12 protein-coding genes are annotated in these 14038 nt (G+C 67.9%); 10 read left to right on the top strand and 2 right to left on the bottom strand.

Features of this window, described 5'->3' with window-relative positions; translation table 11 throughout:
• Positions 1 to 143 precede the first annotated feature (143 nt).
• Entirely contained in the window at positions 144 to 2036 is a 1893-nt protein-coding gene (locus A9Z05_RS29830; RefSeq protein ID WP_069621239.1) for a bifunctional sugar phosphate isomerase/epimerase/4-hydroxyphenylpyruvate dioxygenase family protein, read from the bottom strand.
• Positions 2037 to 2308: 272 nt separating this feature from the next.
• Between A9Z05_RS29830 and aroQ the strand changes: the two genes are divergently transcribed.
• From aroQ to A9Z05_RS29815, 3 genes are read left to right on the top strand one after another with little or no spacing between them, the layout of a single operon-like run.
• On the top strand, positions 2309 to 2764 hold the full coding sequence (gene aroQ, locus A9Z05_RS29825; RefSeq protein WP_050017300.1) for a type II 3-dehydroquinate dehydratase: 456 nt from the start codon (positions 2309 to 2311) through the stop codon (positions 2762 to 2764).
• On the top strand, positions 2761 to 3615 hold the full coding sequence (locus tag A9Z05_RS29820) for a shikimate dehydrogenase (protein WP_069621238.1): 855 nt from the start codon (positions 2761 to 2763) through the stop codon (positions 3613 to 3615). The genes aroQ and A9Z05_RS29820 overlap by 4 nt, the downstream gene beginning before the upstream one ends.
• A 37-nt stretch (positions 3616 to 3652) precedes the next feature.
• Positions 3653 to 4996 carry an MFS transporter gene (locus A9Z05_RS29815; RefSeq protein WP_069621237.1) on the top strand — a complete coding sequence of 448 codons (1344 nt, stop codon included), beginning with the start codon at positions 3653 to 3655 and terminating at the stop codon, positions 4994 to 4996.
• A 102-nt stretch (positions 4997 to 5098) separates the two neighbouring features.
• Here the strand turns inward: A9Z05_RS29815 and A9Z05_RS29810 are convergent, their stop codons facing one another.
• Positions 5099 to 6208 (bottom strand): 2-aminoethylphosphonate--pyruvate transaminase, encoded by a 1110-nt coding sequence (locus A9Z05_RS29810; protein ID WP_069621236.1) that lies wholly within the window; start codon positions 6206 to 6208, stop codon positions 5099 to 5101.
• Positions 6209 to 6467: 259 nt separating this feature from the next.
• Here A9Z05_RS29810 and phnS point away from each other — a divergent pair, with 259 nt between their 5' ends.
• From phnS to A9Z05_RS29775, 7 genes are read left to right on the top strand one after another with little or no spacing between them, the layout of a single operon-like run.
• The gene (phnS, locus tag A9Z05_RS29805; RefSeq protein ID WP_069621235.1) at positions 6468 to 7559 is read left to right on the top strand and encodes a 2-aminoethylphosphonate ABC transporter substrate-binding protein; all 1092 of its coding nucleotides are present in this window, start codon (positions 6468 to 6470) and stop codon (positions 7557 to 7559) included.
• Between the two features lie 34 nt (positions 7560 to 7593).
• Positions 7594 to 8697 (top strand): 2-aminoethylphosphonate ABC transport system ATP-binding subunit PhnT, encoded by a 1104-nt coding sequence (gene phnT, locus A9Z05_RS29800; protein ID WP_069621234.1) that lies wholly within the window; start codon positions 7594 to 7596, stop codon positions 8695 to 8697.
• Complete coding sequence (gene phnU, locus A9Z05_RS29795) at positions 8675 to 9595, top strand: 2-aminoethylphosphonate ABC transporter permease subunit (RefSeq protein ID WP_069621233.1); 921 nt, start codon at positions 8675 to 8677, stop codon at positions 9593 to 9595. The genes phnT and phnU overlap by 23 nt, the downstream gene beginning before the upstream one ends.
• On the top strand, positions 9585 to 10445 hold the full coding sequence (gene phnV, locus A9Z05_RS29790; protein ID WP_069621232.1) for a 2-aminoethylphosphonate ABC transport system, membrane component PhnV: 861 nt from the start codon (positions 9585 to 9587) through the stop codon (positions 10443 to 10445). The genes phnU and phnV overlap by 11 nt, the downstream gene beginning before the upstream one ends.
• The gene (gene phnA, locus A9Z05_RS29785; protein ID WP_069621231.1) at positions 10442 to 11752 is read left to right on the top strand and encodes a phosphonoacetate hydrolase; all 1311 of its coding nucleotides are present in this window, start codon (positions 10442 to 10444) and stop codon (positions 11750 to 11752) included. Before phnV ends, phnA begins: the two co-directional genes overlap by 4 nt.
• Positions 11749 to 13203 (top strand): phosphonoacetaldehyde dehydrogenase, encoded by a 1455-nt coding sequence (phnY, locus tag A9Z05_RS29780; protein WP_069621230.1) that lies wholly within the window; start codon positions 11749 to 11751, stop codon positions 13201 to 13203. Before phnA ends, phnY begins: the two co-directional genes overlap by 4 nt.
• Before the next feature lie 4 nt (positions 13204 to 13207).
• Positions 13208 to 13762, top strand: a complete 555-nt coding sequence (locus A9Z05_RS29775; protein WP_069621229.1) for a phosphonate degradation HD-domain oxygenase — start codon at positions 13208 to 13210, stop codon at positions 13760 to 13762.
• The last annotated feature ends 276 nt before the right edge of the window (positions 13763 to 14038 follow it).

Raw genomic sequence — 14038 nt, 5'->3', positions numbered from 1 at the left:
CCGGCATGGCCGCGGCCGACCGCGCGGGCCGGTACTTGGCTGCCCGATCGGCGACGATGGCGCGGCGAGATCGCGCGGCCCAATCGATCGCAGAATCGATCGCCGAATCGCGAGCGCGATCCGGCCCGGGACTTCTCTCCTCCTTATTTCCGCCGCTGCGCCTGCGCGGCGAGCCGTACGGCCGCATTCGCCGCGCCATAGCCGTCATACCCGCCGCGCCGCTCGACGATCTCGAGCGAGAAGCGGTTGTCGACCAGTTCCGTATAGGCATGCAGGAATTCGCCGCCGTGCTCGTCGCGGTCGTAGAGCAGGTGATGCGCGCTCAGCGTGTCGATCAGCTCGTCCGGCAGCGCGTAGCGCGCCGCGAGATCGTCGTAGTAATTGGCCGGAATGCGCAGGAACGGGACGCCGTCGGCCGCGAACGCGGCGACCGTCTTCACGATGTCGTCGGTGCGGAACGCGACGTGGTTCAGCCCCGTGCCGTGGTAGCGGTCGAGCGATTCGGCGACGGCGGTATGACGGTCGACCGACGCGTTCAGCGCGATCCGCACCGAGCCGTCGGCGCTGCGCACCGCGCGGCTGCGCATCAGCCCGTACGGGTCGGGCACGAGCCAGCTGCGCTCGGCCTCGAAGCCGAACGCCGTCTTGAAGAACAGGATCCACGTGTCGAGCGCGTCGGCCGGCAGCGCGAGGCACACATGGTCGATGCCCGTCAGCGGGCCGACTTCGGTCGGCCCGTCGATGTCGGTCAGTACGAAGTCCGATTCATACAGCGTCGGCGCATCCGGCGCTTCGTCGACGAAATATTCGAGGCTGCCGTCCGGCGCCTTCACGCTCGGCAGCACGCGTTCGTTCGGCCCGACGCGGCCGGAGAACGGCGCATAGCCGAAGCCGGCCGCGCGTTCGAACGCCACTTTGGCGTCGTCGACGCGGAACGCCGACGCGCACAGCGACAGCCCGTGCTGCTGGAAGAACGCATCGGCGAACGAGTCGCGCTCGGCGTTCAGCACGATCGATGCGGCGCCGTGCTGGAACAGCGTCACGTCCTTCGAGCGATGCCGGCCGGCGAGCCGGAAGCGCATCCGGCCGAGCCATTCGCCGACGGTCGCCGCCGCCTGCGCGTCGACCGCGAATTCGATGAACTGGAACCCGACGTGCGCGGGCGGCGCGGGCGGTGCGAACAGCGGCTGGCTGGCGGCCGGCGCGCGGCCCTCCTGGGCGAGCCGCGCGCGCGTCAGGTCTTCCAGATAGAGCAGCGAGCGATGGCCGTCGGCAGCCGTGAGCGCGGTCGGCGCCGCGCGGAAGCCGTCGTTGAAGATCTCCAGCGACAACGGCCCCGTATAGCCCGACTCGATCACGCGCGCGGTGAAGCGCGCCAGGTCGAAGTCGCCCTGGCCCGGGAACGAGCGGTAGTGGCGGCTCCATTCGATCACGTCCATCACGAGCTTCGGCGCGTCGGCGATCTGCACGAAGGCGATCCGGTCGCCGGGGATATCGGCGATTCCGTCCGGCGAATCGTCGAGCGACAGCGTGTGGAAGCTGTCGAGCGCGAGGCCGAGGTGCGGGCTGTTCACCGCATTCACGAGCTTCCACGCGTGGCCGTACCGCTTCACGACGCGGCCCCACGCGAGCGCTTCGTACGCGGCCACCACGCCGGCCTGCCGCGCGGCTTCGGCCAGCACGCCGAGCTGGTCGACGAGCAACCCGTCGTCGGCGATCGTATCGGCCGCCACACTGCTGCAGACGAGGATGCGGTCCGTGCCGAGCGCATGCATCACGTCGAACTTGCGCTTGATGCGATCGAGATTGCGCGCAAGCTGGGCCGCGCTCACGCCCTCGAAGTCGCGAAACGGCTGGAACAGCACGATGTCGAGGCCGAGATCGGCGGCCATGCGCCGGACGTCGGCCGGCGATCCGTCGAAATAGACAAGGTCGTTTTCGAAGATTTCGACGCCGTCGAAGCCCGCGGCCTGGACGGCGGCGAGCTTCTCGGCGAGCGTGCCGGACAGTGACACGGTGGCGATCGAGCGCTGCATGGGGCGATTCCTGCGGATGAGCGGGGCATGGCGCCGGTCTAACCGACCGTGTCGAACCGACCCTGAGTGAACCAGTCGTTGAGTTCGGCGCGGGCGCCATATCCCGAATTTACTGGGCTAGTCATCCGTATTGTACAAACTAACTAGATGGTACAAATTAGCGAAAACCCGAAAAGACAGCCCGCTTGCACGGGCGCACACTAGCGCCAAATTCCGATGTCTTCGGGGCGGCGCCGATCGTGGTCCGCCCCTGTTTCAGGAGCAGAAACACGATGAGCAAGCACAAGGTACTGGTGCTGAACGGCCCGAACCTGAATCTGTTGGGCACGCGCGAGCCTCATATCTACGGCGCGGAAACGCTCGCCGACCTCGAGCAGCGCTGCCGCACGGCGGGGGAAGGGCTCGGCCTGGAAATCGACTTTCGCCAGTCGAATGCCGAGCACCAGCTGATCGACTGGCTGCACGCCGCGCGTCACGACACGCACGGCATCGTGATCAACCCGGCCGCCTATACGCATACGTCGGTGGCGCTGGCCGATGCGCTTTCCGCGATCGCGAAGCCGGTGATCGAAGTGCATATCTCGAACGTCCATCGCCGCGAGGCGTTCCGCCACCATTCGTATGTGTCGGCGCTCGCCGAAGCCGTGATCTGCGGCTGCGGCACCGAAGGCTACGTGTTCGCGCTGCAGCGCCTGGCGACGGTATTCGCGAAGGGAGCCGCACGATGAGCCGCCCGTCGTTCCTGATCGGCCTGATCGGCCAGGGCATCGGCGGTTCGCTGTCGCCCGCGATGCACGAGGAAGAGGGATTCCGCCAGGGCTTCGGCTACGTGTACCGGCGCATCGATCTCGACGTGCTCGGCGTGACCGCCGACGCGCTGCCGGAACTGCTCGACGCCGCGCAGCGGATGGGCTACAACGGGCTGAACATCACGCACCCGTGCAAGCAGCGCGTGATCGAGCACCTCGACGCGCTGTCGGACGACGCGCGAGCACTCGGCGCGGTGAACACCGTGCTGTTCAAGGACGGCAAGCGGATCGGCCACAACACCGACTGGTCGGGCTTCGCGAAATCGTTTAGCCGTGGGCTGCCCGGCGCGTCGCTCGAACGCGTCGTCCAGCTCGGCGCGGGCGGCGCGGGCGCGGCCGTCGCGCATGCGGCGCTGCAGATGGGCGCGGCCGAACTGACGATTTTCGACGTCGACGGCACGCGCGCCACCGCGCTGGCGGGCGAATTACAGCAGCGCTTCCCCGCCGCCCGCGTCACGCCGGGCAGCGATCTCGCCGCCGCGATGCGCGCGGCGACCGGCCTGATCCACTGCACGCCGACCGGCATGGCCAAGCATCCGGGCCTGCCGCTGCCGGCCGAGCTGCTGCATGCGGGCATGTGGGTGGCCGACATCGTGTATTTCCCGCTCGAAACCGAACTGATCCGCGCCGCGCGCGCGGCCGGCTGCGCGACGCTGCCGGGCGGCGGGATGGCCGTGTACCAGGCCGTCGACGCGTTCGAGCTCTTCACCGGGCGCACGCCCGACGCCGAGCGGATGTTCGATCACTTTCAGTCGCTCGTCGCGCGCTGACCCCCTTACAGACACAGAAAGAGACCAGGAGACGACCATGCAGCACACCACCCACACGAGCGCCGCGCCGGCGCAGGCGGCCGGCACGGTCCGGCGCACGTCGGCGCGCTACAAGATCCTCGCGCTGCTCGCGATCGGCACGATGATCAACTACCTCGACCGAACCGTGCTGGGCGTGGCTGCGCCGCAGCTCACCAAGGAGCTCGGCATCAACGCGGCCGTGATGGGCATCATGTTCTCCGCGTTTTCGTGGACGTACGTGGCGATGCAGGTGCCCGGCGGCCTGTTCCTCGACCGCTTCGGCAGCAAGATCACCTATTACTGGTCGATGACGCTGTGGTCGCTGTGCACGTTCCTGCAAGGCTTCGTGCCGGGCGTCGCGACGTTGCTCGCGTGCCGGCTGGGCCTCGGTGTGACGGAAGCGCCATGCTTCCCGACCAACAGCCGCGTCGTCGCGACGTGGTTCCCGCAGAACGAACGCGCGATGGCGACCGGCACCTATACCGTCGGCGAATATATCGGCCTCGCGTTCTTCAGCCCCGTGCTGTTCGCGCTGATGGGCGCATTCGGCTGGCGCTCGCTGTTCTGGGTCGTGGGCGCGGTCGGCATTGCATTCGGCCTCGTCTGGTGGAAGTTCTACCACGAGCCGCGCAACCATCCGGGCGCGAACTCGGAGGAACTCGCGTACATCGAAGCGGGCGGCGGCCTCGTGCACGGCGTGCGCAAGACCGACGACAAGAGCGGCAAGGCCGCGCAGCCGAAGTTCAGCTGGTCGATGGTCGGCCGACTGGTGAAGAAGCGCCAGCTCGCGGGCATCTGCCTCGGCCAGTTCGCCGGCAACTCGACGCTCGTGTTCTTCCTGACGTGGTTCCCGACCTATCTGGCAACCGAGCGCCACATGGGCTGGCTGAAGATCGGCTTCTTCGCGGTGATGCCGTTCATCGCCGCGTCGGTCGGCGTGATGTTCGGCGGAATCTTCTCCGATTGGCTGCTGCGCCGCGGCAAGTCCGCGAACCTCGCACGCAAGCTGCCGATCATCGCGGGCCTGCTGCTCGCGTCGACGATCATTCTCGCGAACTACGTGCAGAGCAACGAAGCGGTAATCGCGATCATGTCGGTCGCATTCTTCGCGCAGGGGATGGCCGCGCTCGGCTGGACGCTCGTGTCGGATATCGCACCGGACGGCCTGCTCGGCGTGACGGGCGGCATCTTCAACTTCGCGGCGAACCTCGCCGGCATCATCACCCCGCTCGTCGTCGGCTTCATCGTCGCGTCGACCGGCTCGTTCGTCGGCGCGCTCGTATTCATCGGCGTGATCGCGCTGGTCGGTGCGCTGTCGTACATCTTCGTCGTCGGCGACATCAAGCGGATCGAGCTGTAAGCACAGGTTCCCCGCACACACGGTGCGTTCGCCCGGCGGCCAATCGGCCGCCGGGCTTTTTTGTTCGCGGGCGCCGGCGGGCGGGCCGGCATGTACGCCACTTCATGCGTGCTGCATCGCGATGCCGAGCGATTCGACCGCGGCCGCGATCGCCGCGACCGCGCGCCGGATATCGCCCGCATCGATCGCGCCGATGCAGCCGACGCGGAACGTCTCGAGCCGCGTGAGCTTGCCCGGATACAGGATGAAGCCCGCGTCGCGCACCGCGTCGTAGAAGCGGCGGAAATCGTAGGCCGGATGGTCGGGCGCGTGAAACGTGACGATCACCGGCGCCTGCACGCTCGCGTCGAGGAACGGCGCGAAGCCGAGCGCACGCATCGATTCGACGAGCGTCCGGCAGTTCTCCGCATAACGTGCCCCGCGCGCCGGCTGGCCGCCTTCGGCGAGGTACTGGTCGAGTGCGGCGCGCAGCGCGGCAATCACGTGCGTCGGCGGCGTGAAGCGCCATTGCCCCGTCTTGCGCAGATACGCGTACTGATCGTGGAGATCGAGCGCGAGCGACCGCGCGTTGCCTTCGCTCGCGTCGAGCGCGTCGCGCCGCACGATCGCGAACCCCATTCCCGGCACGCCTTCGAGGCATTTGCCGCTGGCCGAGATCAGCGCGTCGATGCCGCTGTCCGCCAGCGCGATCGGCAGCGCGCCGAACGAACTCATCGCATCGACGATCAGCCGCTTGCCGTGCCGCCGGCATGCGGCCGCGATCGCATCGAGCGGATTCAGGATCCCCGCGCTCGTTTCCAGGTGCACGAGCGCGACGTGCGTGATGCGCGGCTCGCGCGCGAACGCGGCCTCCACGGCCGCCGCGTCGACGGCCGCGTCCTCGCCGAACGGCAACGCGATCGCGTCGACGCCGAGCCGGCCGAGGATCTTCAGGATCCGCGCGCAATATGCGCCGTTGTCAGGCACCAGCACGACGCCGTCGCGCGGCACCAGCGTGCCGAGCGCGGCTTCGACCGAGAACGTGCCGCTGCCCTGCATCGGCACGCACACGTACGCGCCGCCGCCCTGCGCGATGGCGACGAGATCCGCGCAGACGCTGGCCGTCAGTTGATTGAAAGCGGCGTCCCACGACCCCCAGTCGTGTTGCATTGCGTGGCGTGTTGTGGCGGACGTGGTGAGCGGGCCGGGCGTGAGCAGGATCGGGTCGGGCATGGCTTTTATCTCCAGCAAAGGACGAGCGAAACGCCGGGCGGCATTTCCTGATGACTTGCATGATAGTGGCAAAATGTGTCATTTTTTGGAAATTGTGGCATTCGTCACGGCTTTGTCATCGAACGCTGTGATCCTTCGGTTGCCGCGCGACACCCAGCCCGAGCGCGGCAGCGCGGCGGTCGTTCAGCGGCCTGCCCCAGATAACAGGAGAGCCGGATCGTGCCCCGGCCGTTTGGTGTTCCGCCTACGGAGAAGTGAGATGACACTGCAGAAACCCTCGCGCGCCGCCGCCGGCGCATTCCGCAAGCTCGCGCTGGCCGCCTGCGCCGCCGGTCTGCTGCAAGGCGCCGCGATGTCGGCGCATGCGGCGAATGCGGTCGTGCTGTATACGGCGGACGGCCTCGAGAACCTCTATCGCGATGTGCTGCCGGCTTTCGAGAAGAAGGAAGGCGTGAAGGTCAACATCGTGACGGCGGGCAGCGGCGAGGTGGTGAACCGCGCGAACATCGAGAAGCATTCCCCGAAGGCCGACGTGATCGTCACGCTGCCGCCGTTCATCCAGCAAGCCGGCCAGATGGGCCTGCTGCAGCCGTACCAGAGCGTGAACTACAAGAACGTGCCGGCCATCGCGAAGGCCGAGGACGGCACGTGGGCGACCTTCGTCAACAACTACTTCTCGTTCGCGATCAACCCGGACGTCGTGAAGAACCAGCCGAAGACGTTCGCCGACCTGCTCGCGCCGGCCTACGCCGGCAAGGTCGCGTACTCGAACCCGGCCACGGCCGGTGACGGGATGGCCGTGCTGATCCTGACGACGTCGCTGATGGGCGAGGACAAGGCGTTCGACTACCTCGCGAAGCTGTCGCAGAGCGTGAAGTTCCACACCAAGGGCACGGGCTACCTGAACGTGCTGCTGTCGCGCAACGAGATCAGCGTCGCGAATGGCGATCTGCAGATGGATCTCGACGACGCCGAACACGGCGCGCTGTCGGTCAAGCCGATCTTCCTGGCCGCGAAGGACGGCGACCGGCCGACCACGTTCCAGCTGCCGTACGGTATCGGCCTGATCAAGAGCGGCCCGAACCAGGACGCCGGCAGGAAGCTGATCGACTACCTGATGTCGACGGAAGTGCAGTCGAAGGTGCCGGACATGTACGGCATCCCGGGCCGCACCGACGTGCCGCTGGCGGGCAAGAACGGCGAAGCGGTCAAGAAGGCGATCGCGGGCGTGAATCTGATCCCGGTCGACTGGACCCAGGTGATGGCGAAGAAACCGGAATGGATCGAGCGCTGGAAGAAGGACGTGATCGGCAGCTCGGGCAAGCAGCTCGACGTCGTCAAGCCGAAATGACCGGCGCACGCCGCCTGTATCAGCGAGCAAGAGGATGAACCCGGTGGACACCGCCCTGACCCATCCCGGCGCATTCGGCGCCGCCGAACCGCACGCGATGCTGCGGTCCGGCGCGCCGGGCGGCGTGCAGATCCAACACCTGAGCGTGCGCTACGGCGCGCGCACGGTGCTCGAAGATCTGTCGCTGTCGATCGGCGCCGGCGAATTTCTGACCGTGCTCGGCAAGAGCGGCTGCGGCAAGACCACGCTGCTGCGCTTCATCGCCGGGTTCGTGAAGGCCGATGGCCTGACCGGCACGCTGACCGTGGCCGGCCGCGACCTGACCTATGCGCCGCCGCACAAGCGCAACCTCGGTCTGCTGTTCCAGAATTACGCGCTGTTCCCGCACCTGTCGGTATTCGAGAACGTCGCATTCGGGCTGCGCGCCCGCGGGATGGCGTCGTCGGAAGTGACGCGCCGCGTCGCCGATGCGCTGAAGCTCGTGCAGCTCGGCGACGCCGGCCATCATCTGCCCGCGCAGCTGTCGGGCGGGATGCAGCAGCGCGTCGCGCTGGCCCGCGCGCTCGTGATCGAGCCGGACGTGCTGCTGCTCGACGAGCCGCTGTCGGCGCTCGACGCCAACCTGCGCGCGTCGGTGCGCAGCGAACTGAAGGCGCTGCACGAGCGCCTGCCGAACCTGACCGTCGTCTGCGTGACGCACGACCGCGACGACGCGCTCGTGCTGTCCGACCGCGCGCTGCTGATGCGTGACGGCCGCATCGCGCAGCTCGGCACGCCGCAGCAGCTGTACGACGCGCCGCAGGACGGCTACGTCGCGCGCTATCTCGGCCCGGCGAACCTGCTGCCGCCGCACGTGATCTTCCCGCTCGGCGATCCGCGCCACGAGATACGCGGCAAGGTCGCCTGCGTGCGCCCCGAGCGCCTCACCGTGATGGCGCCCGCGGCCGGCGGCCTGCACGGCACCGTGTCGTCGGTCGAATGGCAGGGCGCGGACCTGTCGATCGCGGTCGTGATCGACGCAGCGCCCGACGAGCCCGTGCGCGTCACGATGCAGCGCGGCCGCGGCGCGGCTCCCGAGCGCGGCGCACGCGTGTCCCTGCATTGCGAGGCAGACGATGTCGTCCTTATCGAGCCCTGAAGCCGGCCTGCCGCCGCACGTGCTCGCGTCGGCCGCCGCGCATGCCGCCGCCGCGCGACGCCGCAGGCGAATGGGCGACCTGCACCTGGCCGCGCTCGCGATCGTCGTGCTCGGCCCGCTCGTCGTCTACCCGCTGGTGCGGCTCGTGCTGCTGAGCGTGTCGGGCGATCACGGGCTCGGTTTCGCCGCGTACCGGACTTTCTTCGGCAATCCCGACACGCGCAACGTGCTGCTGACGACGCTCGGCGTGCTGTTCGCGAGCGCCGGCACCGCGTCGGTGCTCGGTGTGCTGCTGGCCGCGCTGCTGTTCTTCAGGCCGTTCCCGGGTGCGTCGCTCGTCACGCGCTTCCTGGAGCTGTACGTCGCGTTTCCGTCGTTCCTCGTCGCGTTCACGCTGATCTTCCTGTACGGCTCGCAGGGCTCGATCAGCATCGCGCTGCAGCACCTGTTCCATCTGGAGAACCCGCCGCTCGATTTCCTGTTCGGCATCGGCGGCGTGATTCTCGCGCAGACCGTGTTCTACACGCCGTTCGTCGTCCGGCCGACGCTTGCATCGTTCGCGGCGCTCGACTTGCGGCTGATCGAAGCCGCGCGCAGCCTCGGCGCGCCCGGCTGGATGCTCGCGCGCCGCGTCGTGCTGCCGATCGCGTGGCCGGGCATCGCCGCCGGCACCGTGCTGTGCTTCCTGCTGACGCTCAACGAGTTCGGCATCCTGCTCGTGCTCGGCAGCGCGCGGCTCGTCACGCTGCCGGTCGCGATCTACAGCAGCGCGACCGTCGATCTCGACCTGCCGACCGCATCGGCCGGCGCGGTCGTGATGTTGTCGCTGTCACTGGCGCTGTATGCGGTTTATCGCCGGGTGAACCGGCGTGCGACGGGAGGGAACGATGTCCGCTGAATTCCGTATCGGGCAGGCCGTGCCGCGCCACCGGATCGGCTGGAGCGACACGCTGCTCAAGCATGCGTCGCGCGCCGCGCTCGCTCTGGCCGCGTTCGCGTGCTTCTGGCTGTTCGTGCTGCCGGTGATCGTCGTCGCGCTGTCGAGCGTGTCGACGCAGTGGTCGGGGACGATTTTGCCGGCCGGCTACAGCCTGCGCTGGTTCGAGCGGCTTGGTTCGCCGGAATACGATGCGCTGCTGACGAGCCTCGAAATCGGCTTCGGCGTGTCGGTTCTCGGCACAACCCTCGGGCTGTGGCTGGCGCTCGCGCTCGAAGGGCGTGACCGGCGCGGCCTCGGCGCGGTCGTCGACGCGCTCGTGATGGTGCCGAACGGCGTGCCGAGCGTCGTGCTCGGGCTCGCGGTGCTGATCGCGTATCACCAGACGCCGCTGGACCTGTCGAGCTCGGCGGCGATCGTCGTGCTCGTGCAGCTCGCGCTGATTCTGCCGTTCTGCTATCGCTGCGCGGCCGCCGCGCTGCGCCCGGAACTGACCGTGCTGCGCGAAGCCGCCGCGAGCCTTGGTGCGCCGCCCGCGATGGTGCTGCGCCGCGTGCTGCTGCCGCAGCTCGTGCCGGCGCTGCGCGCGAGCCTCGCGCTCGGCTTCGCGTTGTCGCTCGGCGAGCTCGGCGCGACGCTGACGGTGTATCCGCCGGGCTTCGCGACCGTGCCGATCGTCGTGATCGGGCAAGTGGAGCGCGGCTATTACCTGCCGGCATCGGCGCTGTCGCTGGTGATGCTCGGCGCATCGCTCGCGGCGCTGCTGCTGATCGCCGCGCGCGTGCCGCGCGGCACGCGGGCGGCATCATGAACGCCGCGTTCGCGTTGCGGCGCCCCGGCGAGCAAGCGGCCGCCGGCAACGGGTCGACGAATCTCGCGGGACGCTCGATCGACGTCAACGGCCGATGCTACCGGCTGCCGGTCGAGCCGACCGTCGTCGTTTGCGTCGACGGTTGCGAATACGACTATCTCGAACGCGCGGTGGAAGCGGGTGTCGCGCCGTTCATCGGCCGGATGATCGAGCACGGCACCGCGTGGCGTGCCGATTGCGTCGTGCCGACCTTCACCAACCCGAACAACCTGTCGATCGTCTGCGGCGTGCCGCCGTCGGTCCACGGCATCTGCGGCAACTATTTCTGGGACCCGGCCGCCGACGGTGGGCGCGGCGCCGAAGTCATGATGAACGACCCGGCCTACCTGCGCGCCGGCACGCTGCTCGCGGCGGTGGCCGACGCCGGCACGCGGGTGGCCGTCGTGACCGCGAAGGACAAGTTGCGCCGGCTGCTCGGCTGGCGGTTGAAGGGTATCTGCTTTTCGGCCGAGAAGGCGGCGCAGGCCAATCTCGCGGAAAACGGGATCGTCGACGTGCTCGACTGGGTCGGCCTGCCGTCGCCGGACGTATACAGCGCGGCGTTGTCCGAATTCGTGTTCGCGGCCGGCGTGCGGCTCGCGCAGACGCGGCAGGTCGACCTGATGTATCTGTCGACCACCGACTACGTGCAGCACAAGTGCGAGCCGGGCAGTGCCGGCGCGAACGCGTTCTACGCGATGATGGACGGCTACCTCGCGCAGCTCGACGCGCTTGGCTGGGCGATCGGCCTCACGGCCGACCACGGGATGAACGCGAAGCACGATCCGGCGACGGGCCGACCGAACGTGATCTATCTGCAGGATGCGTTCGACGGCTGGTACGGCGCGCAGGCTGCGCGCGTGATCCTGCCGATTACCGATCCGTACGTCGTGCATCACGGTGCGCTCGGTTCGTTCGCGACGATCTACCTGGCGCCGGGTGTCGACCGGGCCGAGGCGATGTGGCGCGTCGGCGGCCTCGACGGCGTCGAACTCGTGCTCGACAACGCGGAAGCCGCCGCACGTTTCGAACTGCCGGCCGACCGGATCGGCGATCTCGTCGTGATCGGCCGCCGCGACATGACGCTCGGCACCCGCGAGCGCGAACACGACCTGTCGGGCCTCACGGTGCCGCTGCGTTCGCATGGCGGCGTGTCCGAGCAGGAAGTGCCGCTGCTGTTCAATCGCCGTATCGAGCGCGACGATCCCAGCCGGCGGCCGCGCAACTTCGACGTGTTCGATTTCGTGTTGAACCGGATCGCGACATGATGGCTCATCCGCGGCAGGATCATCCGTCGTTTCGTGCCGAAGCATTGCGCTGGTGCGGCACGCGCGCGATGCGCGAGCGCACGCTCGACGTCACCGATCCGTACACGGGCACACGCGTCGGCACCGTGCCGCTCGCCAGCGTCGACGACGTGCGCGCGGCGTTCGATTACGCGATGGCCTACCGGCCGACGCTTACGCGCTACGCACGTTCGCAGATTCTCGAACGTGCGGCTGCGTTGCTGCGCGAGCGCACCGAGGAAGCGTCCGATCTGATCACGCTCGAGTCGGGGCTGTCGAAACAGGATTCGCGCTACGAGATCGGCCGTGTGGCCGACGTGCTGAAGTTCGCGGCGCTCGAGGCGCTGCGCGACGACGCGCAGAGTTTCTCGTGCGACCTGACGCCCCACGGCAAGACGCGGCGCGTGTTCTCACAGCGCCAGCCGCTCGACGGGGTGATCGTCGCGATCACGCCGTTCAATCATCCGATGAACCAGGTCGCGCACAAGATCGCGCCCGCGATCGCGACCAACAACCGGGTGATCGTGAAGCCGTCGGAGAAGGTGCCGCTGTCGGCGTTCTATCTGGCCGATCTGCTCTATGAAGCCGGGCTGCCGGAGCCGATGCTGCAGGTGCTGACTGGCAGCCCGGTCGAAATCGCGGACGAACTCGTCACGCATCCGCATGCGTCGCTGATTACCTTCACGGGCGGCGTCGCGATCGGCAAGGCGATTGCCGCGCGGGCCGGCTACCGGCGCATCGTGCTGGAGCTGGGCGGCAACGATCCGCTGATCGTCCTCGCCGATGCCGATCTCGACCGTGCGGCATCGCTGGCGGTGCTCGGCTCGTACCGGAATTCGGGGCAGCGCTGCACGGCCGTCAAGCGGATGCTGGTGCAGCGCTCGATCGCGCCCGCATTCACCGAATTGCTCGTCGAGAAGACGCGCGCATGGAAATACGGTGATCCGTTCGATTCCGCGAACGAAATGGGCACGGTGATCGACGAGGCGGCGGCGCGACTGTTCGAGGCGCGCGTGAACGAGGCGGTTGCGCAGGGCGCGCGTCTGCTGACCGGCAACGTGCGGCGCGGCGCGCTGTATGCGCCGACCGTGCTCGACAACGTCGATCCGTCGATGACGATCGTGCGCGAGGAGACCTTCGGGCCCGTGTCGCCCGTCATCGCGTTCGACACGATCGACGACGCGATCCGGATCAGCAATGGCACGGCATTCGGGTTGTCGTCGGGCGTCTGTACGGATAGTACGGCGGCGGTCGTGCGGTTCGTGAACGAACTGAACGTCGGCACGGTGAACGTGTGGGAAGTGCCCGGATACCGGATCGAGCTGTCGCCGTTCGGCGGAATCAAGGATTCGGGGCTCGGTTACAAGGAAGGCGTTCAGGAGGCGATGAAGAGCTTCACGAACCTGAAGACGTTTTCGCTGCCGTGGGAGTAAACGAATGGCGCTGACGGTGGAAGAGATTTACGGGCTGTATCGCGAGCATGGCCATGTGGCCTATAGCGGCGAACCGGTCACGCAGCTCGAACATGCGCTGCAGAGTGGATGGCTGGCGGAGGAATCCGGGGCGGGCGAAGCGCTGGTCGTGGCGGCATTCCTGCACGATCTCGGCCATCTGCTGAATCGTCAGGGCGAAACGCCGAGCGCGCGCGGGATCGACGATCTGCATCAGTATTACGTGCTGCCGTTCCTGCGGCCGCTGTTTGCCGATGCGGTGTTGGAGCCGATTCGGCTGCACGTCGACGCGAAGCGCTGCCTGTGCCGCACGGACGCCGGCTACTTCGAGAGCCTGTCGCCGGACTCGGTGCGCAGTCTGTCGTTGCAGGGCGGCATTTTCAGTGAAGAGGAGACGGCGGCATTCCTGCAGCGCCCGTTCGCGGAGGACGCGCTGCGGCTGCGCCGCTGGGACGACATGGCGAAGGAGGAGGGCAAGGTGACGCCGGATCTCGATCACTATATGGAGATCGTCGCGCGCCAGGTGCGCGGGGTCTCCTGACGGTTCGGTTGCGTCCATATAAGGCGCCGCACGCGACAGCGTGCGGCGCCTTATATTTTTCGCGAAACCCCTTGTGCGATTGCCGGGGGATGCTTAGAATCACGCCTCTTTCGCGCTAACGGAAACGCGGCGCGGGGGGAAGGGAAGCGGTGTTGTCGGGTTCGGGATGTAGCGGGCCTTGGCGGCGCAGGAAGATGGCCCGGCAGTCGCAACGAAGTCGTTCAGAAAGTTGTTGACGAACTGCGAAACACGGTTCATAATCTCGCTTCTCTGCTG

It is taken from the genome of Burkholderia sp. A2, assembly GCF_001729305.1.
Lineage (GTDB): Bacteria > Pseudomonadota > Gammaproteobacteria > Burkholderiales > Burkholderiaceae > Burkholderia > Burkholderia sola.
This window is presented reverse-complemented; position numbering and strand designations above follow the sequence as displayed.

What these genes read in the sequence shown, in the direction of transcription:
- A9Z05_RS29830 (WP_069621239.1), bottom strand. Translation starts at nt 2,036, where the DNA reads ATGCAGCGCTCGATCGCCACCGTGTCACTGTCCGGCACGCTCGCCGAG.
- aroQ (WP_050017300.1), top strand. Translation starts at nt 2,309, where the DNA reads ATGAGCAAGCACAAGGTACTGGTGCTGAACGGCCCGAACCTGAATCTG.
- A9Z05_RS29820 (WP_069621238.1), top strand. Translation starts at nt 2,761, where the DNA reads ATGAGCCGCCCGTCGTTCCTGATCGGCCTGATCGGCCAGGGCATCGGC.
- A9Z05_RS29815 (WP_069621237.1), top strand. Translation starts at nt 3,653, where the DNA reads ATGCAGCACACCACCCACACGAGCGCCGCGCCGGCGCAGGCGGCCGGC.
- A9Z05_RS29810 (WP_069621236.1), bottom strand. Translation starts at nt 6,208, where the DNA reads ATGCCCGACCCGATCCTGCTCACGCCCGGCCCGCTCACCACGTCCGCC.
- phnS (WP_069621235.1), top strand. Translation starts at nt 6,468, where the DNA reads ATGACACTGCAGAAACCCTCGCGCGCCGCCGCCGGCGCATTCCGCAAG.
- phnT (WP_069621234.1), top strand. Translation starts at nt 7,594, where the DNA reads ATGAACCCGGTGGACACCGCCCTGACCCATCCCGGCGCATTCGGCGCC.
- phnU (WP_069621233.1), top strand. Translation starts at nt 8,675, where the DNA reads ATGTCGTCCTTATCGAGCCCTGAAGCCGGCCTGCCGCCGCACGTGCTC.
- phnV (WP_069621232.1), top strand. Translation starts at nt 9,585, where the DNA reads ATGTCCGCTGAATTCCGTATCGGGCAGGCCGTGCCGCGCCACCGGATC.
- phnA (WP_069621231.1), top strand. Translation starts at nt 10,442, where the DNA reads ATGAACGCCGCGTTCGCGTTGCGGCGCCCCGGCGAGCAAGCGGCCGCC.
- phnY (WP_069621230.1), top strand. Translation starts at nt 11,749, where the DNA reads ATGATGGCTCATCCGCGGCAGGATCATCCGTCGTTTCGTGCCGAAGCA.
- A9Z05_RS29775 (WP_069621229.1), top strand. Translation starts at nt 13,208, where the DNA reads ATGGCGCTGACGGTGGAAGAGATTTACGGGCTGTATCGCGAGCATGGC.